The sequence below is a fragment of the Enterococcus sp. FDAARGOS_553 genome (assembly GCF_003812305.1).
Taxonomy (GTDB): domain Bacteria; phylum Bacillota; class Bacilli; order Lactobacillales; family Enterococcaceae; genus Enterococcus_D; species Enterococcus_D gallinarum.
In genome coordinates, this window is the sequence record NZ_CP033740.1 from 923,468 (window position 1) to 942,768 (window position 19,301).

Genomic DNA, 19,301 nt, shown 5'->3' on the forward strand with positions numbered 1-19,301 from the left:
CTGTTTGAGTATTTTATTCAAAGAGTCCCTATTCACATTGCACCAGAAGAACAGAGAATCTTCTTGGGTGGAATGTTTTTTTATACCCTTTTTAAAGCTTTGCTTGTTGAAAACTTTTGCTGGTAGCTGTGCTGGTTTTCTATTGATTCCTCTGATCCGCAGCATCTCAGGTGTTGGAAACGGTGATAGGATTGCTAGTCCCTTTACGTCAAGATGGAAGGAAAGTCTTAATGAATACAATAAATTCGATTGCCAAATTTGTGAATAAATACCTGATTTATCTCATGGTCCTTTTGATGCTGATCTCCTACCTGTTTCCCCAACCATTTTTGTGGATACCTACGCGCACAACAACGTTACTAAGCATCATCATGTTTTGTATGGGAATGACGTTAAATGTCACTGCTTTTAAAATGGTGGTGATTCAGCCAAAAGCTTTTCTTTTAGGTTTATTGATCCAATTTACCATCAGCCCGCTTGTTGCTTATGGCTTGGCACAGCTTTTCGGATTATCCTCCGGACTGATCATCGGTTTTGTCTTGCTGGGTTCTGTTTCAGGAGGAACCGCCAGCAACGTGATGACCTTCATCGGCAAGGGAGATGTCGCATTGACGGTCTCTTTGACCACTGTCTCCACGCTAATGGCAACGGTGGTGACCCCTTTTCTTGTCTATTTTTTAGCTGGACAGTATACAGAAATCTCATTTTTCGCCATGCTTTTGTCGGTTTTGCAGATGGTACTACTGCCGATTCTTTTAGGGATCATCGTCCATAAGCTTATTGCCAACTATATCGATGCGTGGATGCAGGCTTTTGTCTTAGTCTCTTCCGTCAGCATCCTTTTGATCGTTGCAGGAACCGTGGCGAAAAATGGGGCAGTGATCGTTCAGTCTGGAATAATCGTCATCTTCCTTGTCTTGCTGCATAATCTTATCGGTTACGGTGCAGGCTACGGGATTAGCCGCCTACTAGGTGTCAGTGATCAACAGGCCAAGTCGATCATGTTTCAATTAGGAATGAAAAATACCGGATTAGCCATCTCCTTAGCGAATGCTCATTTCGCCACGATCGCAGCTGCCGTTACTCCAGCTGCTGTCGGCATGATCATTCATCAGATCACAGGACCAATATTAGCGAATATCGTCGCAAAGAAAGAAGGAAAACAATATGAGTCAAAGTATCTTTTTGCCAAATTATACGATCGGAACAGACGCTTACGAAAAAGTAAATGATATCGTTAAAAGTTATGGGACAAAAGCTGTTCTGATTGGTGGAAAAACAGCACTAGCGAAAGCAGAGCACAAAATCAAGTCTGCCTTGACACAAGACGTATTCGTCATTGACAGCCTATGGTATGGTGGAAATTCTACCTATGAAAATGTAGCACGCTTACTGCAGGAAGAAAGTGTCCAAGCAGCAGAGGTCCTATTTGCCGTTGGAGGCGGCCGTGTGTGTGATACCGTCAAAGTCGTAGGTGAGAAATTAGCCAAGCCCGTCTTCACATTTCCGACGATTGGCTCAAATTGTTCTCCCGTTACAGCCGTGTGCGTGATCTACACCGAAGCAGGCGAAATGCATGGCTTGTTCTTTCCTTCAAAACCGCCGGTCCATGCCTTTATTGATACAGCTATTATCGCCGCAGCGCCGGATAGTTACCTGTGGGCCGGCATCGGTGACGCCTTATCGAAAGAAATCGAAGCCACTTTTTCTTCTAGAGGGGATCAATTGGATCATACCGATGCATTAGGCATTCAGATCAGCAAAATGTGCACGGAGCGCTTATTGACCTACGGCACACAAGCGTTGAAAGACAGTGCCGCCAATCGCCCCTCGGATGCCATCCAACAAGTCGTCTCAGATATCATCGTGACCACCGGGTTAGTATCTGTCTTAGTCATCAATGACTACAATTCTGCCATGGCCCATTCGTTCTATTATGGTACGACTGTTCTGGAAAAAATGGAGAATTATCTGCATGGGGCTTCTGTCAGCTACGGCGTTCTAGCATTGTTGATGATGGATCAGCAAACCGAACTCTTTCAACGAGTCTATGCTTTTATGAAAGAAAACAAGCTGCCCGTCTGTTTGGCTGACATGCACCTCAATGCCCAATTGGACTTGGAAGCCATCTTAGATAAAGCCATGACCACCAACGACATTGTTCATGTACCCTATCCCATCACTCGCGAGATGTTCCAGCAAGCCATTCTTGCTGTAGAAGCCTATCATGCCAAACAAGAAAAGCAGCAGTACACTACTATTGGATAAATACCACGAATAAACCAAGAATCTTTCTACCAACAAAGTAAGCAAAAAAGAGCAGCTCGAGTTGATTCGCGCTGCTCTTTTTCTATTACGGCTTATCAATTAACTAAGGAATTCATTTTCAACTAATCGTGGTCTTATCGGCTGAACAATCGTTGCGCCATTCTACTACCTTTTGGAAATAGTCATTTGTTATGAGAGAGAAACGACTGACCAATTACTTTGGCGGATGATCGCCGATAGTGATAGCATCTCTCCTTTCTCAATGAGTCGTTTTGTCCAGTGATTGGATCACTTCTCTAAGTTGGCTGCAGGATTGGGCAAATTTTTGCTTCTCGGCTGGGTCGATATTCAGCTCAATGATTTCCCGCACCCCTCCTTGGTCAACCACCGAAGGGACACCTGTAAATAGATCCTTTTCGCCGTATTCCCCATCGAGATAGGCAGAGACAGGCAATACTGCTTGCTCATTGTTCAAGATTGCTCGAACGATTCTGGCAACACTCATACCGATACCATAGAAGGTGGCTTTTTTACGATTGATGATCTCATAAGCGCTATTTTTCACCCGATCAGAAATGGTTGTCAAATCTTCGACAGTCAATCGATGGTTTTTGACGATAAACTCTAGCAACGGTTTTCCCCCTACTGTCGTATGTGACCAGACTGCTACTTCAGAGTCCCCATGCTCGCCAATAATGTAGCCATGGATACTTCTTGGGTCAATCTCTAATTTTTGCGCCAATTCTTTACGGAATCTGGTGGTATCTAGCGTTGTCCCAGTTCCAACGACGCGGTTGCTTGGCAGACCCGATGCTTGCCAAGCAACGTGTGTCAATACATCCACAGGGTTAGAAGCAATGACTAAAATCCCATCAAAACCTGACCCCATCACTTCTCTTACAACACTAGTCATGATCCCCGCGTTGACATCGATTAGTTCCAACCGTGTTTGTCCTGGTTTTTGGTTGACACCTGCCGTGATCACCACGATATCTGCATCCTTGCAATCAGTATAGTCGCCAGCCCAAACTTTGATGTTTTCCTGGGCCCATGACATCCCATCCAATAAATCAAGGGCTTCTCCTTCCGCCTTTTCACGATCCACATCGATCAAAACCAATTCATTGATCAGCCCTTGGTTGATCATTGAGTAAGCAATACTTGTTCCTACAAATCCAGTTCCAACGACAACTACTTTTCTACTTGTATTTCTCATATGAACCCACATCCTTTTTTATTATTTAGAAACAATATGACTTTCATTTATCCCGCAATAACAACAATTTTCTTACTCGAACTTACAAAGACACGTCCATTAATACCTTAACATTCATGATCTGCGATCAAACTCTTTGTCTGACTATACAAATGAACGAAGTATTTCAGCAATACATAGCAAACCATTGCGATAGCTAATACTGTTTCAACTATACTCAATAACTCAGTCACTCCAAATAAAATTGGGCGATCCATAAAGAATTGAGAAGACTTGAACATTGCTGTTGCTGAAATGACTAATGGGAATGTGAAGGCTGCATAACTTGGATAAAAGCCAACTTCCAGCATTTTTTTCATGTAAAATACCACGCAGAAATAAATTGCTTGGGACAATACCAGCATCAAAGCTACAAATAAAGCCGATCCTTCTTTAAAGACTGACAGATAGCCAGCTAAACAAAGGGAGCCAGGGGCGGTCAAAATTGTGATCAAAGGTACTGCTGAAGCTTCTGTCATCTTTTGGAACATGATTCTTTTCAGGATCACTGGTAGTAGAGCAAAATATAGAACCAGTGCAATCCATACAACGATTTCCCCCAGTTCTTTGATAAAGACTGCTGATGTATTTGGAATCACTCCAATGCCGACAAAAGTAATAAACCAGCTTGGATACACATATTCCAACGTAATGTCGACAGGTAAAATATGAACGACAACAAAATAAGTCATGAGACCCAAATGCAACCCGATTGATGTCAGCCATAGCAAGTCATTCATCAGTAAATTAGGAAATACTCGCTCCAACACTACCGAGATCACCATCAAAGACATGGTAAAAGTAGGTGCAACAGAAGCGATGATCGGATTTTTCAAATCCGCTAATGTGTGTTTAAATGTGAAAAACAGCTTAAGAAGGAACAATCCCATAATCAAAATACCAATCAAACAAAAGATATTGCCGATTGCTTCGAACCCTTCGGCAAACAATAAATTTCCTAACGAAACCGTTCCTAAAATCAACCCACAAATAGGTATCGGAATTGCATTCAAAAAATTTTTTAGTGCTTGATTCATTGATCCATCCTTTCTGAACGATTAAAAATTTCTATCGTACTTGTGTTATCTTTTGTAGTCATCTATAATATAACCACAAATTAACTATTTGTAAAATAACGATTTTATATATCCGTTATAAATTATATTAATAGAAAAAGGTGGGATTCTTTTGTTTGAACTATTAAAAACATTCGTTGTCGTTTATGAAACTAGGAATTTTAGTGTTGCCGCCAAACAAATGTTTAAGACCCAGCCAACCATCTCCGTCCAAATTCAAAAATTGGAGACCGAGTTAGGGTTCAAACTCTTTGAACGCAAAGGAAAACAATTGATTCTACCCACGAAACAAGCAGAATTCTTGTACCCTAAAGTGGTGGATTCGTTAAATTCGTTAGCTAGTGTCTTTGCACAAGCTAAAAATGCCAAAAATTTCAAGACGGACTGCGTATTGGCTTGCTCCAATACAACTGGTGTTCACCTACTCCCAACGATCATGGGCCAGCTGATCGAACACTTTCCATTCATTGCTTTCGAAATCAAAATCATGAATTCTCAGGAAGTCATTGATGCCGTGGAAGCCAACAAAGCCCATATCGGACTGATCGAAAAAGCCATCGTCTCTCCTTTGATCCAAAAAGAGTTCGTCTATAAAGACGAACTTGTTCTAGCAGGAGATATTGATTCCGATTTCTGGATCCTCAGAGAGAATGATTCCGGAATGTACTATATCAATGAAACGTATCTTTACTCGAATCATTTGAACCCGCAGATCATTAAAGCCAACAATAGCGAAATGATTCTAGCACTACTGGAGAATAACATCGGCAAGTCGATCATTTCCAAACTTGCCCTCACAGACACATTGAATTGGCAAGAACTAGCCCCAGAATACCGTTACCGAGACCTGTTTATTATCCAGAACGTCCAAAGCCCCTACCCAGAAACAGCCGCAGTTTATGATGTGATCAAAGACTTACTGATTCAGCTGTCGGAAGAGGCAGATGCCTAAGAAAACAACACAAAAAGCAGCTCACCTACTGATGAGCTGCTTTTTATTCCTATCTCAAAATTATCTGAAAAAATGTTTTTATTAGGGTGATTAGCAAGGTTGTCAATTATAGATTTCAGCTACAAAACTTAACGCTTTTTTGTCTCTTAAGCATTGGATAATCCCCGGTACACCCTACCAAACAGCAAGAGATAATGAAGCGTTTCAATGATCTGTAAAAATAGCAAGAAGATTTCCTGAATGATTAACCAAATACATTGCCGTCAAATTAACTAACACTTATTTGCTCATTTTATCTTGTTCTTACTTTACCTATTGGAAGAACTTGCATGTCTTTTATGACTAATTGGAACAGTTCTTGTGTCGATTTTTATTACTGGAAAAGCACGCTTTCTTTATCTGCTCTTGCCTACCAACACTTGCCATCGTTCATTCGTCTTCAACCAAGAAAAGGTTTCTTCATCACTAAACATGCGGAATAAATTCTCGTAAAGTTCGTTAACGAAGTTGCTGTCGATTTCCTTAAATGTCATGTGTTCATACAACGTTGAATGGGTGAAATCGTTGATTTTAGCAACACTGGCGAGGATTTTCTCCATTGTTTCTATCGTTCGATCCGCATCCTTTTCTGCAATAGCTAAGTCAAGATCACTGGATACCTCGTGATATTCCCCCATTTCAAATAATTTTGCCAATTCTGACTGTTTCTTCACTAGCAGATGCGCCTTTGCTTTATTCTCATCCTTCATCGCCAAAAGATATAATTGTTGGAATACCATACTCATCCTTTGATAACCAGAAAACAGCAGCTCCTCATAAGCTTGATAGGCTTCTGCTACTCGTCCGGTCTTACTGTAAAGATAGGCTTGTTTGATTTTTCTCTCTGGGTTCTGATTGGAAAAATAATGGAGGTAGCTTTCTGCTTTCTCGTACGCTTCTTTTCGTACGTAAAATCCAAACAAAGAATCGGCTGCTCGATTTCTGGTATCTTCATCCCGACTTTCTAACGCCCGTTCGTACCAACGATGAATGTGCTTCTGGTATGTTTCTTTAGCGGGAACAGCTTGTTCCAATAGCTGTACATCTAAAAGCAGTGCTACTTGGCCAATCAATTGTTCACAATTTGGGTAGGTATCCAAAATTTCTTTGGCCCAGCGAAATACATCTTCAAAAGGTTGTTTTTTGAGCTTATGATCCAGTTCACGAATGATCTGATTGATTTCGGTTATCGTGAGTTCTTTTTCAAATGAGAATAACGTATCAAGACTAATGTCTAGTAAGCGTGCAATTGGCGCTAGCAACAAGATATCTGGATGTGAATGCCCCTTTTCCCACTTATTTACTGCTGGCGCTGTCACACCAAGGCGATTGGCTAGCTCTTCTTGTGTCAATCCTTTCTTCTTCCGATACTGGCGAATCACTTCCCTCATCTCCATCGCTGTGGTCTCCTTTTCGGTTGATAGTGGTAACTGCTTTGATCATAACAAGAATCGGAACACGCAACAATTGATTAAATGATTCTATTTTCTAAAAAAAATTAACCAGTGGTTAGGTTACAAAGAGCAATCAAAGCGGACATAGAAAACTTGTCTCTTAGTTGTTTTTGTAGCAATCTTGACGCAAAAAAGACACCCATCTCTGAGTGTCTTACCAATGACTGATTCCCCATCTAGTAAACAGTCTTTATGCTTCACTTATTTGACGATTTTCTTGACCATGTCGAATAATGTTTTCACATCTTCTGGTCGCGTATCGCCAGTTTCTTTGTCAATAATCGAACTGTAAATATGCGGAATCACTTTTTTAACGCCTGCATCAATGGCGATTTGCAGAATTTCTTCGAAGTTTTCCAGATCAATTCCTCCGGTTGGTTCTAAATAAAAATCATATTTGGCGCAAGCTTCCGCAACTGCTTTGAATTCTTCTTTGTGCGCTAACCCTTTCATTGGGAAGTATTTAATGGAGCTTCCACCCATATCTTGCAGCATTTTAATGGCGGTCTCGATGGGAACCTCTGCCGCCGGTGCCTGTGAACTTAAAGGTCCAGTGGCAATATTGACGTACCCTACCTTGCCTGTTGGTGAAACCAATCCATTGATGACTGTATCGTTTTGTCCCAATAAAGCACGGGAAGTTCCTACACCAGTGAATACTTGGTTGACATGTTGCGGTTGTAAAGTACCAGATAGACGGGAAACCATCTGACTTTGGTTGGGATCTCCGGCGCCCAACCCAACGGACAATGCATTATCCGTTGCCGCTTGATATTTTTTCATGTCTTCGATCGCTGCTTCATCGCTAGTATAGTTTTTGGATAACACACCTAGTACGACATGTCCTGCTGCTGCTTCATAACAAGCCTTCGCATTTTCAACTGAATGAGCCAATACATTTAAACATACGCGATCTTTATAATAATTTGGAATAACTGACAATTTAAAAGCCTCCTACATGATTTCTTTTAAGCGTTTAATGATTTTTTCCATTTCGTTTTGGTTGACCGAGCGAATATCAAACTCAATAATTCCGTTATTTGCTTGATATTCCCGTGTGTAGACTGCTGGGTTTTGTGCCTTTAGTTCTTCAATGACTTCTTTCGCAGATTTCTTGCCAGCAACCGTGACACTTGCACGATAAATATCTCTCCCGGCGCCATCTTGAACGATTTTCGCTGATAAATCAGGAAGTTGATTGATCGCTGCCACGAAAGGTGCCAATCGTTGTTTCATGGACTCACCGGATTCACTGCCATTTTGCAGGTAATCTTCTACTGCTTGTGTAAAGCCTAAAATATTGTCTTTGCCGATTTTCATTGCCCGACCGATCCCTTTAGACTGTAGACGAATCCATTGAATGTATTCCTTTTTCCCTATGACCAGACCGGCACTCGGACCTTCGATTGCTTTGGCGCCAGAATAGATAACAAGGTCGGCACCCATTTCGCTGTATTTGAACAAGTCTTCTTCCGCGGCTGCGTCAACGATCAATGGCAAGTGATGGGCTTTGGCAACTTCTACCATCTCCGACACCGTTAGCATACTTTTCTGCACGGTATGATGGCTTTTAATATATAGAAGTGCGGCTGTTTCTTCCGTGATCATCCTAGCGACATGCGCCGGTGTACACATATTTGCATATCCCGCTTCGACGACTTGTCCACCCCCTTGAGCAACCATTACTTCAACCGGTGTGCCGTAGTCTACATTGTGACCCTTAGGTACGACGATCTCCCGTCTCGTGATTTTTTCCGTGTAGGGATGATAAACATGGTACAGGTCGCCTTGACCAATCAAAGCCGCGACAGATTGGGCAATCCCTGCTGAAGCAGAAGAAACAATCTGCGCATCTTCCACCTTCAATAACTGAGAAAGGTAGGCGCCAGTTTTCACAGTCAGATCACTCATTTCAAAAAAATGTTCACCGCCAAATCGTTGTGCGGCTAGCACATTTTCAGATACTTTCGAGACACCGAGTATCGTCATTTTTCCCGAGGCATTGATGACTTCCTTTAAAGCAAACTTTTCATAGCTAATTGTCATAAATGACGCCTCCAATAATTGTTTGGACTGGAACAATTTGTTCTTTCGCTATCCGTGTAACCCCATTGGAATCTTTCAGTTCTTTTTCATTTTCGACAATCTCAAAGATCGTCAAATCGGCATCAAAACCAACAGTCAATTGACCTTTCTTCGCCAAGTGGAAGTTTTTGGCAGGAACTGAGGTGACTTTCTCAATAATCTCTTCCCACGAGTAGCCTACTACTCTCATTTTTTCCAGCGTAGTAGCCAGATCAAAGACTGGACCATTCGTACGATTGCGGATATAAATATCTGTACTGATCGAGTTGGCTTTGAGACCTGCTTTTAAGGCAGTTTCAGCAACGTGGAAATTAAAGCTGTCTGTTCCATGACCGATATCAAAGACAACGCCTTTTTTATACGCATCCCAAACAAAGTCTTTGATTTGATCCGTGGCTTGGTCTAAAATGCCGTTCGGTTTTCCATTAAAACAATGGGTCAATACGTCGCCTTTTTCCATTCTTGTCAATACTTCTTCTAATTCAGGAGGCGCCGAACCAATATGAACCATCAATGGCAAGTCATTGTTTTCTGATTGGATTTTTTTGGCTAACTCTAGTGGCGTGATGCCATTCTCGCCGACAACTGTTTTGCTCATTCTTGCCTTGATCCCTACAATAAATTCCGGAAGCTCTGCTAATGCAGCTCTGACTAGATCTTCTTGGATTTTTGTCAGGTCAGCAAGTTCATCTTGTTCCACGATCCCCCATTTAGAAATGTTCATTAGTGCATACACATTGGTTTTGACCGATTTCGTCAGTTGATAAAAATCGCGAATATTTTCTGCGCCCGTAGTCCCTGCATCAATAACCGTTGTTACTCCCTTTTGGACCCCTATTTGATCGGGATAATCATAATACAGGTTCATCTTTTCATAACAGTGGACATGATCATCGATCCAACCGGCAGAGAGATAGGAATTGCCGGATAAATCAATCACTTCTCGTGCCGGCTCATTGATCTCTGAAGCAACTGCTTTGATTATGCCTTTTTCCAACGCAACTTCCACTTTGCTGCCATCGATTAATTTGCCATTTTTGATTAAAGTATCAAACATTTCATTGCCTTCTTTCTATTGAATTACCGCTGGGAAGATCGCACCTAAGATCATTGCGCCTAAAATAGCGCCACCGGCAATTGGTTTTTTCCAAGCATAAAAAGCCAACGCGCCTAATGTCGCCCCAATGCCAATGGGAATAGAGGCTGCACAAGCACTTAAAATGATCAATGGGCCTAAAAACCGGCCGGAGGAATTTCCGGCGCCCATCATAACATCTGCCCCAAAAGTTGAATTTGACTGATTGATGGTGAATTTGCGAATCAACACGATAATGCCGCCAACGATCAGACCCAAGACCAATCCGGTCAATAACGAGAGGGTAAAATTATCGATTGGTGCTGTTATCTTCATGCTTAGGAGAATGGCTGGAACGCCAATCCCGATCCCAGTCAAAATCGAACCGCCTAAGTCCAAGATCCCTACCAAAGAGCCTTCTAAGATCCGAGCAAATAAGAAACTCGCCCCAAAAGCTGCCGCAGCCCCATAGGAACCGCCATCCAAGCCGGCTTTTAGCATCGCAACGATCGAAACTTCATTGAATGCACCGACGCCATACACGACATACATATGGGTTCCTGAGAATACAGCCGCTGACATGATTCCTACGATCAATGGGAAAGACCAGTCTGCAAACCAAAAACTCTTTTGCCGTTTTGCTTCTACTGCTTTTACCTGTTCTTCTGTCTCCATGATTTCCCTCCTATTTCACACTAAAGATGTTGTGCAAGTTATCAAGCCAATGAGGTACTTGAAGTTGGAAACTCTTGATCATTTCCATATCAAATCCACGGAAAAATCCGCTGAAAACAAAGAGTAAAACAATCGCAATCATCATACTCTTCGTGACCCGATTCCAACCACTCTCATCGACGCCTTTACCGATTAAGATTCCTAGAACAACGCCAGGAACCGCATTGCCCATGATCCGTTGCGCAATCCCGCCAAAAAGCGTCCCCCAGAAACCTGTTCGTTTCCCTGCATCTAAAGCCGCCAACCAGAAGATCACTGGCATCACGGTATTGATCAGAATCGTCGCTGCCGGTACCAACACGGAAACAGCGGTTACTTGTAACGCCTCTGGAATCGCTGCAGCTGTCGTATTCAAGAAAGCGACTACTAACGCGCCAATAACAGCGCCAATGATCCCCATTTTTTTCGGATCATGCATTGTCTGGCTGACATCTTTGTTTTTGGCTAAGAGAGCCGCAGCTGCCCAGTTAGGCACGATGCGGTGGGTCACATCTTGCGTGAAAGCTCCAGCGCCAACTGAAGAAGCCCAAGCATTAAAGAAAAAACCTAATCCAAAGGAAAAATGGGAGGCAGCATCCCCCATGCAGGCATTCATCTCCCCTAATGTTCTAAAAGCTCCTAATCCTTGCGTACTGGGCGCATGAAACATACGAGCTGCTCCGACAGATGCAGAGAAACCGAGTAAGCCCCCGATGATGATCGATTTAGTTAAAATAATGACAAAATCCACGTTATTCCCTCCTCCTTATGATTCAAATCAAACTTTTTTCGTTACAAACGGTAAAACAATCCCATTGGGGTCTTCTGTGAGGTGTTGAGTGAAAGGTACATCTGCCAAACGTATTTCTGTCACAGTTACCGTGACAGAAAGTTCGACTTCATAATTCACTCGTTGCCGGGGAAAAAAGAAGAATAGAAAGCGTTCTGTGTATTTGTTTTCGACCGCCTTCAACACCTCCACATTGACTGGTTCGATGCGCAATAATACTTTCGCCGATGCCATTAGTTTGTTTTGGATCTCTGCGAGTGCTGATGCAAAGGCATGTTGCTTAGTTTCTCCTTTACCGGAGACGATGACTTTTTGCTGAGTTGTCTTTTGAACGCTCATCTTGTGTGCCCTCTTTCTATTTTCCGTGCTTTTTGATAAATTCTTCCGTCAAGCGTCTTCCTAGCTCTTCTTGATCCATAAAACCGAAACCTAGCACGGTTTTCCCATCTTTGATGGCGGTGATCCCTTCTTCAATCGAACGCATCCCATGACGTTCTGGATACCCATATTTATTTGCGGCTGTTAAGGCTCCAGCCCCACCGCTCCCGCAAAAAGAAATTCCCATATCGGCATTCTCTTGTTGCATGACATCACCTAAACGCATATCTGCGCCCATTCCCGGGACAACAACTGCCTTGCCGCCAGCTGCTTCTACACCTTTAGCTACGTTTTGTCCTTTTCCCATACGATCTGCAATAACTACTGTAATCATGACTGTTTCCTCCTAAATATTAATTATTTTTTGCTGTTTCAAAATGAATCGATAAAACATAGATCTCATCTTCACTTAAATGACCAATCGTTCGAACGACCTCATCGGAAATCGCAATGGCTTCTTTGGATACTTCTCGGAACAATTCCCGATCAACAGCGGGAATCTTTTCTCCTTTTTGAGAGCGTTTCAGCATCTCGTTCAAGTGATTGATCAAAATCGTCCACTGAAGTTCAGTAGGTTCAATGGCAAATTCTGCAAGTCGCTCTTCGACCAAAGCAATCACTTGTTTTAATTTTTCCTGGTTTTGACTTTCCTCGATCATAGTTATCGCTTCTGCTGACAGTTTCACTAGCTTGACGCTCCTTCTTTTATATATGAAAATAATGCGCTGATTTCTGATTTGTTGATGCCTAAATTATTTTCAGCAAAAATTGCTTCAATTTCTCCTACCAACGCTTCTCGGTTCAAAATGATTTGGTCGACTTGGCTGCCTTCTGCTAAATATTGCTGATCAAATGTGATGCGATGGACCATTAAGAAAACATGGAGCAAAAAGGCTTCTCGGTACTCTTGGATCAATTCAGACTCTAATGTGACAAGTAACTGTTCATAGATCGTATATGCCTTTAAAATCAGTTCCTTGCTGAAGTCTTCCAGAGTTTCCTTATTGATAGGTGCTTCATTGAGAACTAATTGGTGCCGCCTATCCTGACTTGTTGAAGCGAGGATTTTTTTGATCATTTGCTGGATGTTTTGCAGATCCTGCTCAGTCGGCAGTGGATGGACTTTGATGAAAGGCCGATCAATGCCATTGATCGGAAAAATACTAATGACCAGATCCGGATCCTTCGCGGCAATCACCTTTTGTGCATTTAAGACTGAAGCAAAAGCCACAATAGTAATATTGTTCAATTCTTCGTTGATCTTTTGCTTAATTAAACTTGTCACGCCTAAACCCGTTGAACAAACGTAAACCGCTCGAACACTTCGCAAGTCTTCTTCTCTTTCGTAGGAAACCAGAAAGTGCAACGCAATGTAGGCAACAAAAGAATCATTGATCAAGAGTTTCTCGCTTATTTCTTGGAGGGCTGCTTGATTGATAGCAGCAAACAATTCAGGATATTTCTGTTTGATGTCCTCTTTAAACGGATTGTACTCATTGACAAAATTTTTCCTTCTTGAGAGACGCATAGACAAATGGGCGTAGAGATTCGTCAATAATTGGGGGTCTTGATAAAACGGAAAATTGATTTTCTTGCTTACCTTATAAATCATATTCTCTACCAATTTCATGACATCTTGCTGATGGATCGTATCGAAGGTATCACTATAAATATAGTCATATTCATCTTCAAATAATGGCAATTGATAGTAATCAAACACCTGCTGCATCACCCGATACGAAAGATCGTTTTTTTCTATTTCGTGTTCAGGAATCAATTGGTACCGTCCAATCGTGGCCTCTTTGCGCAAGCGAACAGTGGCGATCGTTACGCGAATCAGAATATTTAGTAGTTCTGCATAATTTAGTTTTTCCAGATTTTCGGATTCCAGTAAGTGCCGCATCCGAATGATGACTTGATTAAAGACCTCCTGCAACGGCGTTTCCTTCGCAGAATACATTTCGAAACATTCCGTTTCTCTGCCATTTAGCAACAACGCCATTAATTTATAGATGTCATAGTCCGTAAACTCTTTTTGCAGAATCTCCTCGATCGTTAACCGAACCAAACGTTCATTGCCAGTGATCCAAAATCCCTTTCGTGTTTGGCGATTCAGAACTAAACCTTCTTTGAGAAAGTGATGTTCCAACTCATCTAAATCATTCATGATCGTATCTTTACTTACTTCTAGCGCATTGGCTAACTTTAGCGCCGTGATTGCTTCCTTGGTAACAAGAAGCATGATCAACAGGCGATTGATCCGTAAGCCTTGATCGGCAAACAGCTCCAGACGATTGACATCCATCAATTCGCTTTTTAGTTTGATTCGATCAGAATCACTCACACTTAGCCAAATACCCTGGCTCCGTTTGCTGTGCAGTTCTTGATTCCGCTCAATCAACCAATCACGGATATCCTCCAGATCATATTTGATCGTTCGTACACTGACACTTTCTTTTTCAGCTAACTGTTTGATCGTTACCGGTTCTGTCATTTCTAACAAGTAAATCAAAAGTTGGCTTTCTCTTTTGGTAAGCTGCTGCATCGTTCTCGCTCCTTACACCGCTAAATATAAGCGTTTTCTTAACTAGTCACAATATGAAATGTTTGCACTTAACTTAGTGCAAATGATCGTAATTTAACAACTCATCAACTTATTCACAAGCTTATCCCCCCTCAAAACCGCAACGTGGACCCATTAATTATTGCACTAAGTCGTCCCTTTACAACATCTCGATGCCATTTTTTCTGCTTTTTTTATTTTATGACACTAATCCAACTGACAGATACCCTTCACCTCAATGTATCAGAAATCGATTCCCCGCATGACATCATTGAACAGCAAAAAACACTTTCCAACTTTTGGAAAGTGCCAGGAAATAGGATATGAACGTGTTCGTTTTCTCGACTGATTGTTATTTAATCAGGTGATTATGCATCAATGAAACCGTTAGACATATCCATCTTGATTAACTTTGAACAGCTATTTATTGGATCAGGAGAAGAAACAGTTCAAGATCAATACACTTGAGAACCAACGAAAACCCACTAATGCTATGCCATTTGTCGTTAAAACTACTTCCGTTTGTACTCGCCTACTTCATTTCAAACTCTTTGCCGAATTTTATTAGATACATTTTTCCCAAAGTGTCCTCTAACAAATACAACTTCCTGGGGGAGATAAATGCATTCTTCCAGTCCCAGTTCACCAAGTCATACTTTCCGATGTCAGCCATCGCTCTTACTTCTTCGATCGATAAGTTCAATTCTTTTCTTAGTTCATCGATTTTTTGGATTTGTTTTTTTCTTCTGAGAGCCATGGGTACGTTTAGCGAAGAAATGACCACCATAAACCCTAAGAAAGAGGTCCATTCATAATAAAAGTCAAATACCTTACATACAAATAACAGAAACAAGCCTAACAAGAAAAAAATAATCGAATACAACCAATCGATCTTTTCATTAGCTACCATCTTTTTCACGTTGATAGCCTCCCTCCTAATTACCTTCAAGACAAACAATAAAAAAAGAAAGCAACTCGCTTGATTTCAGCCACTCCTAGCTATATTTTACTATGGTTCTGATTGACTGTTCGCTAAATATTTTTCACTATTCTTCTATTTTTTTTAACCTTAACCGCAACACAAGATACATCATGCCTCCAAAAAAGCATCCCCCGAGAAGGGAAGCAACGATCCTGTCTGGTGAAACGATGTACGGAAGGAAATCTTCTTCATCCACCATCATACTAAGCAATCCATTCAATAAGTGAATTGCAACTGCAAAGTAGATACCCAGTCCAATTCCTTTAAGAATCGTCTTCTTCTTTTCTTTTGCCATATCTTTGGCTTCTACTTCGTTTTCTGTCAATTTTAAGCGTGCTGTTGCAAACAGGACATAACCGCAAACGATAAAGACTGTAAAGAATATATTACAGCCAATAAAAATCCATAGCGCCATTTCTGGTTCCTTAGATGCAAAAAGCGTTACCAGTAAATTAGCAACCAGCGTATACCCAAACATCAGCATAAACGCATTATTGCCAATATGTTCTACTTGGCTTTTTTTGTATTCATCTAAGACACCAGAAATACCATAAAACCGCTTGATTATTTTTACTGCCAATCCTTCTTTAGCCTTCATCACTTTCAACCTCCCAAAACAAAGAATTTAAATCCGTTTGCAGTACTTTAGCAAGCTTAATACATAAATCAAGAGAAGGATTATACTTATTATTTTCAATCAAATTGATCGTTTGTCTTGCCACCCCAATCTCTTTAGCTAAAGCATTCTGAGATAAATTCATCTTCTGTCGAAATTCTCGGACTCTATTCATTCTTTTCTCCTATTTAGTCATATATATGTGACACAAGCGTACTACTTATCTCTTTTTCTATCAAATATATATGACATATTACCAAGCTAGTGTAAACTCCCAGCAATCGATCTCACAAGCTTTGTAGAGAGTATAAAATTTATAATCCATATCAGCAAATCTAGGCTAGAAGTACGTAAAAAAGACCCTTCCAATGGAACAGACCATCATTACCTAAGATAACTATTCTAGTAGAATGGAATAAGCTTTGCATGTTCCACATTCTGTAACCAGCATCTTTCGTTGAGGAGACGATACGCTAAAAACTTCTTTCTTAATCCTCTCATCATAGAACTCTTCTTTTTTCTCGAATCACTTTTTGCTATACTAATTGAACATATCGAAATTTTTATTGTTTATGGAGGAACCATGCAAAAATTTATTGGAAACAAAGCTTTTTACAGGACTGTTTTAACGATCGCCATTCCGATCATGATCCAAAATGCCATCACTAATTTTGTCGGTTTATTAGACAATTTAATGGTAGGACAAATCGGAACGGCCCAAATGTCTGGCGTGGCGATCGTTAACCAACTAATTTTCGTTTTTAACTTAAGTATCTTTGGCATTGTTTCTGCCGGTAGTATTTTTGGTACCCAATTTTATGGGAAAAAGGATTATCAAGGGATGCGAGATGCCTTTCGTTTCAAGCTAGCGGGCAATCTTTTGATTTGTTTGTTGGCGATGGGGCTGCTGTTTTTTTGCCAAGATTTTTTGATTCGCTTATATTTACACGGTACCGGTGACAGTGCAGAACTGACACTTGCTTTGACGTCTGCCAAAGAATTTCTAGTCATTCTTTTGTTTAGTCTGCCGTTTTTTGCTATTTCTCAAGCTTATGCCAGTTCTTTACGCGAAATGGGCAAAACCATGGTACCGATGTTTGCCAGCAGTATCGCTGTCGTCACGAACACAGCATTGAATTTCTTATTGATTTTTGGTTTGTTTTTCTTCCCCACTTTAGGGGTGCGAGGTGCCGCGATCTCCACATTGATTGCCCGCATCGTCGAATGTGCCATCACGATGTATTGGGTACATCGCCATGAGGAAGAGAATCCGTTTGCCATTCGGGTCTACCATCAATTCCATGTCCCTTTGCATTTGGTGAAACAGATTCTGCGTAAAGGATCGCCATTGATGGCAAATGAAATCCTTTGGGCGATCGGGCAGACAATGATTATTCAAGCTTATTCTGTTCGAGGACTATCAGTGATTGCTTCCTTGAACATCTCATCCACCGTCTCCAATTTGTTCAATATTGTCTATATGGCACTCGGCGGTGCCGTTGCGGTCATGGTAGGGCAACTTCTTGGAGCCGCTAAATTTGAAGAAGCCAAAGACAGCGCCCGGAAGCTGCTTTTCTTTTCCGTCATGAGTTGTCTTGTACTTGGTCTTTTGATGATCCTAGTCGCACCATTCTTTCCAGAAATTTATCAAACCGAACCCGAAGTCAAACATCTGGCGAGTCAATTCATCAAAGTCGCCGCACTGTGTATGCCTATGTACGCCTTTAATCATGCCAGCTATTTTATTTTACGTTCAGGTGGGCAAACCTTGATCACCTTCTTATTTGACAGTGTCTTTACCTGGGTGATCGTCTTGCCTCTAGCCTTTGTATTAAGCACTCACACCAGTCTTTCGATTGTCTTAGTCTACTTGTTCTGCCAACTAGCAGAGCTGATCAAGAGTGGGATTGGGTATCGTTTGATTCGATCCGATCTTTGGGTGAAGAATATTGTGCATTGAGGAAAAGTTTCAACATAGGGGATGAAAAAGATGGATAGTCTGGTGGAAATGAGTGATTTTTTATCCTAAAAATAAATAAGACATTCCTAAAACCGATTATGATTTTGGGAACGTCTTATTTATTAAGATTATATTTATTCTTTTGACCATTGAAAATATAGACATTTCATACAAAAACTGTTTTCAAAAAATGGTAGCTTTACTAAAAATGACTCCGCAAAATGATCATAGTAATTTTTTGCTATTATTGAAATAATTTTTTTCCAGTCCAACTTGAAATTTCGTAACTTTGTAAAGTTTTTGGAATCGTACTGTAATTCAAATAAGTAGCATTTTCGTACCAACCATCTGCCACTACAATAAAGTTTGCTTGTGCCCCATTCATAGTGCCCGATAATGCCCCTTGGGTAAATACCGTATGTCCTCCAATACTTCCGTTAGGTTTATAGTAAAAATAAGTAAATGCTACTGGATAACTCTGTGCAATTTTCGTTTGGATATCCGAAAACGAAGGAGACACTTTTCTCTGATATGTTAAACTAACACTTTTATCTTTTGCGTATTTTACTAGTGCTGGTCCAATTTGGTCAGGTTGTGTCCCTCCATAAGAGATTCCATTATTGGTTGAAGATACGGTAGTTCCTGAATAGTTCCACAATGAATTGTATGCCACCTTTAATTCCGAATCATTTCCAGAATTAAAGAATCTATAGGAAGAACTTATAGTTGCTAATGCATGTACTGCACAAGCGTATTTCCCAGTGGCTTTTTCAGATCTACTCTGGGATAGCGCATTAAACATTGCTAAATAATGTGCACTTGTCAAGTGTAAATTACTTGGATAATTACTAAATACCGCGCTTGCATGGTCATACTTTGTAGAACGAGAATTATATCTAGAAAAGTGTTCTATTTCCATTTCAGCAACAGGCTGTACTTCTTCTACATACTTTTCAAATTCATTTAGTGAAAAGTTCTCACCGTTGGTACTGATGACTGAATCTTTGTCTTCTACAACTAAATTATATTCAGTGGGAAAAGTCTCAATTAAATAAGATTCCTCAGTATTATCAACTTTCATTTGTGATTTATCT

General features: G+C 40.9%; 20 protein-coding genes. 4 read left to right on the top strand and 16 right to left on the bottom strand.

Annotated features, from left to right (window positions below):
- Nucleotides 1–230 precede the first annotated feature (230 nt).
- Complete coding sequence (locus EGX73_RS04820) at nt 231–1,232, top strand: bile acid:sodium symporter family protein (protein ID WP_005469846.1); 1,002 nt, start codon at nt 231–233, stop codon at nt 1,230–1,232.
- Nucleotides 1,168–2,268: an iron-containing alcohol dehydrogenase family protein gene (locus EGX73_RS04825; protein ID WP_029486197.1), complete on the top strand. Its 1,101-nt coding sequence runs from the start codon at nt 1,168–1,170 to the stop codon at nt 2,266–2,268. The genes EGX73_RS04820 and EGX73_RS04825 overlap by 65 nt, the downstream gene beginning before the upstream one ends.
- A gap of 259 nt (nt 2,269–2,527) precedes the next feature.
- Here EGX73_RS04825 and EGX73_RS04830 read toward each other — a convergent pair whose 3' ends face one another.
- The gene (locus EGX73_RS04830; RefSeq protein WP_123866780.1) at nt 2,528–3,484 is read right to left on the bottom strand and encodes an L-lactate dehydrogenase; all 957 of its coding nucleotides are present in this window, start codon (nt 3,482–3,484) and stop codon (nt 2,528–2,530) included.
- Between the two features lie 107 nt (nt 3,485–3,591).
- Complete coding sequence (locus EGX73_RS04835; protein WP_005469843.1) at nt 3,592–4,560, bottom strand: TDT family transporter; 969 nt, start codon at nt 4,558–4,560, stop codon at nt 3,592–3,594.
- 151 nt (nt 4,561–4,711) lie between these two features.
- Here EGX73_RS04835 and EGX73_RS04840 point away from each other — a divergent pair, with 151 nt between their 5' ends.
- Complete coding sequence (locus tag EGX73_RS04840; RefSeq protein ID WP_021150732.1) at nt 4,712–5,551, top strand: LysR family transcriptional regulator; 840 nt, start codon at nt 4,712–4,714, stop codon at nt 5,549–5,551.
- Between the two features lie 395 nt (nt 5,552–5,946).
- On the opposite strand, the gene EGX73_RS04845 is transcribed toward EGX73_RS04840, so the two are convergent.
- The 13 genes from EGX73_RS04845 to EGX73_RS04905 all read right to left on the bottom strand — a co-directional run bounded on the left by EGX73_RS04845 (nt 5,947) and on the right by EGX73_RS04905 (nt 16,422).
- Nucleotides 5,947–6,987, bottom strand: a complete 1,041-nt coding sequence (locus EGX73_RS04845) for a helix-turn-helix domain-containing protein (protein WP_123866781.1) — start codon at nt 6,985–6,987, stop codon at nt 5,947–5,949.
- A gap of 258 nt (nt 6,988–7,245) precedes the next feature.
- Nucleotides 7,246–7,986, bottom strand: coding sequence for a KDGP aldolase family protein (locus EGX73_RS04850; protein WP_003128951.1), 741 nt, complete (start codon nt 7,984–7,986; stop codon nt 7,246–7,248).
- Between the two features lie 12 nt (nt 7,987–7,998).
- Entirely contained in the window at nt 7,999–9,090 is a 1,092-nt protein-coding gene (locus tag EGX73_RS04855; RefSeq protein ID WP_029487397.1) for a DgaE family pyridoxal phosphate-dependent ammonia lyase, read from the bottom strand.
- Entirely contained in the window at nt 9,080–10,186 is a 1,107-nt protein-coding gene (locus EGX73_RS04860) for an amidohydrolase/deacetylase family metallohydrolase (protein ID WP_021150736.1), read from the bottom strand. The genes EGX73_RS04855 and EGX73_RS04860 overlap by 11 nt, the downstream gene beginning before the upstream one ends.
- 15 nt (nt 10,187–10,201) lie before the next feature.
- Nucleotides 10,202–10,879, bottom strand: a complete 678-nt coding sequence (locus tag EGX73_RS04865; protein ID WP_029487396.1) for a DUF4310 family protein — start codon at nt 10,877–10,879, stop codon at nt 10,202–10,204.
- Nucleotides 10,880–10,889: 10 nt separating this feature from the next.
- Nucleotides 10,890–11,669 carry a DUF4311 domain-containing protein gene (locus EGX73_RS04870; protein ID WP_123866782.1) on the bottom strand — a complete coding sequence of 260 codons (780 nt, stop codon included), beginning with the start codon at nt 11,667–11,669 and terminating at the stop codon, nt 10,890–10,892.
- A 27-nt stretch (nt 11,670–11,696) separates the two neighbouring features.
- Entirely contained in the window at nt 11,697–12,047 is a 351-nt protein-coding gene (locus tag EGX73_RS04875; RefSeq protein ID WP_003128943.1) for a DUF4312 family protein, read from the bottom strand.
- A 16-nt stretch (nt 12,048–12,063) separates the two neighbouring features.
- On the bottom strand, nt 12,064–12,420 hold the full coding sequence (locus EGX73_RS04880; protein ID WP_003128942.1) for a glycine-rich SFCGS family protein: 357 nt from the start codon (nt 12,418–12,420) through the stop codon (nt 12,064–12,066).
- Between the two features lie 19 nt (nt 12,421–12,439).
- Complete coding sequence (locus EGX73_RS04885) at nt 12,440–12,772, bottom strand: PRD domain-containing protein (RefSeq protein ID WP_021150740.1); 333 nt, start codon at nt 12,770–12,772, stop codon at nt 12,440–12,442.
- Entirely contained in the window at nt 12,772–14,631 is a 1,860-nt protein-coding gene (locus tag EGX73_RS04890) for an HTH domain-containing protein (protein ID WP_123866783.1), read from the bottom strand. The genes EGX73_RS04885 and EGX73_RS04890 overlap by 1 nt, the downstream gene beginning before the upstream one ends.
- 550 nt (nt 14,632–15,181) lie before the next feature.
- Nucleotides 15,182–15,559: a hypothetical protein gene (locus EGX73_RS04895; RefSeq protein ID WP_229080418.1), complete on the bottom strand. Its 378-nt coding sequence runs from the start codon at nt 15,557–15,559 to the stop codon at nt 15,182–15,184.
- Nucleotides 15,560–15,695: 136 nt separating this feature from the next.
- A complete protein-coding gene (locus EGX73_RS04900) occupies nt 15,696–16,229 on the bottom strand; it encodes a DUF3278 domain-containing protein (protein WP_123866785.1) in 534 nt (177 codons plus the stop codon).
- Nucleotides 16,219–16,422 carry a helix-turn-helix transcriptional regulator gene (locus tag EGX73_RS04905; RefSeq protein WP_003128937.1) on the bottom strand — a complete coding sequence of 68 codons (204 nt, stop codon included), beginning with the start codon at nt 16,420–16,422 and terminating at the stop codon, nt 16,219–16,221. Before EGX73_RS04905 ends, EGX73_RS04900 begins: the two co-directional genes overlap by 11 nt.
- A gap of 408 nt (nt 16,423–16,830) precedes the next feature.
- Between EGX73_RS04905 and EGX73_RS04910 the strand changes: the two genes are divergently transcribed.
- Complete coding sequence (locus EGX73_RS04910; RefSeq protein WP_021150745.1) at nt 16,831–18,207, top strand: MATE family efflux transporter; 1,377 nt, start codon at nt 16,831–16,833, stop codon at nt 18,205–18,207.
- 244 nt (nt 18,208–18,451) lie between these two features.
- Here EGX73_RS04910 and EGX73_RS04915 read toward each other — a convergent pair whose 3' ends face one another.
- On the bottom strand, nt 18,452–19,288 hold the full coding sequence (locus EGX73_RS04915) for a hypothetical protein (protein WP_003128935.1): 837 nt from the start codon (nt 19,286–19,288) through the stop codon (nt 18,452–18,454).
- Between the last annotated feature and the right edge of the window lie 13 nt (nt 19,289–19,301).

Coding starts and splice junctions, on each gene's coding strand:
- EGX73_RS04835 (WP_005469843.1), bottom strand. CDS start 4,560: ATGAATCAAGCACTAAAAAATTTTTTGAATGCAATTCCGATACCTATT.
- EGX73_RS04860 (WP_021150736.1), bottom strand. CDS start 10,186: ATGTTTGATACTTTAATCAAAAATGGCAAATTAATCGATGGCAGCAAA.
- EGX73_RS04820 (WP_005469846.1), top strand. CDS start 231: ATGAATACAATAAATTCGATTGCCAAATTTGTGAATAAATACCTGATT.
- EGX73_RS04880 (WP_003128942.1), bottom strand. CDS start 12,420: ATGATTACAGTAGTTATTGCAGATCGTATGGGAAAAGGACAAAACGTA.
- EGX73_RS04895 (WP_229080418.1), bottom strand. CDS start 15,559: ATGGTAGCTAATGAAAAGATCGATTGGTTGTATTCGATTATTTTTTTC.
- EGX73_RS04915 (WP_003128935.1), bottom strand. CDS start 19,288: ATGAAAGTTGATAATACTGAGGAATCTTATTTAATTGAGACTTTTCCC.
- EGX73_RS04845 (WP_123866781.1), bottom strand. CDS start 6,987: ATGGAGATGAGGGAAGTGATTCGCCAGTATCGGAAGAAGAAAGGATTG.
- EGX73_RS04865 (WP_029487396.1), bottom strand. CDS start 10,879: ATGGAGACAGAAGAACAGGTAAAAGCAGTAGAAGCAAAACGGCAAAAG.
- EGX73_RS04900 (WP_123866785.1), bottom strand. CDS start 16,229: ATGAAGGCTAAAGAAGGATTGGCAGTAAAAATAATCAAGCGGTTTTAT.
- EGX73_RS04855 (WP_029487397.1), bottom strand. CDS start 9,090: ATGACAATTAGCTATGAAAAGTTTGCTTTAAAGGAAGTCATCAATGCC.
- EGX73_RS04830 (WP_123866780.1), bottom strand. CDS start 3,484: ATGAGAAATACAAGTAGAAAAGTAGTTGTCGTTGGAACTGGATTTGTA.
- EGX73_RS04905 (WP_003128937.1), bottom strand. CDS start 16,422: ATGAATAGAGTCCGAGAATTTCGACAGAAGATGAATTTATCTCAGAAT.
- EGX73_RS04875 (WP_003128943.1), bottom strand. CDS start 12,047: ATGAGCGTTCAAAAGACAACTCAGCAAAAAGTCATCGTCTCCGGTAAA.
- EGX73_RS04825 (WP_029486197.1), top strand. CDS start 1,168: ATGAGTCAAAGTATCTTTTTGCCAAATTATACGATCGGAACAGACGCT.
- EGX73_RS04910 (WP_021150745.1), top strand. CDS start 16,831: ATGCAAAAATTTATTGGAAACAAAGCTTTTTACAGGACTGTTTTAACG.
- EGX73_RS04890 (WP_123866783.1), bottom strand. CDS start 14,631: ATGCAGCAGCTTACCAAAAGAGAAAGCCAACTTTTGATTTACTTGTTA.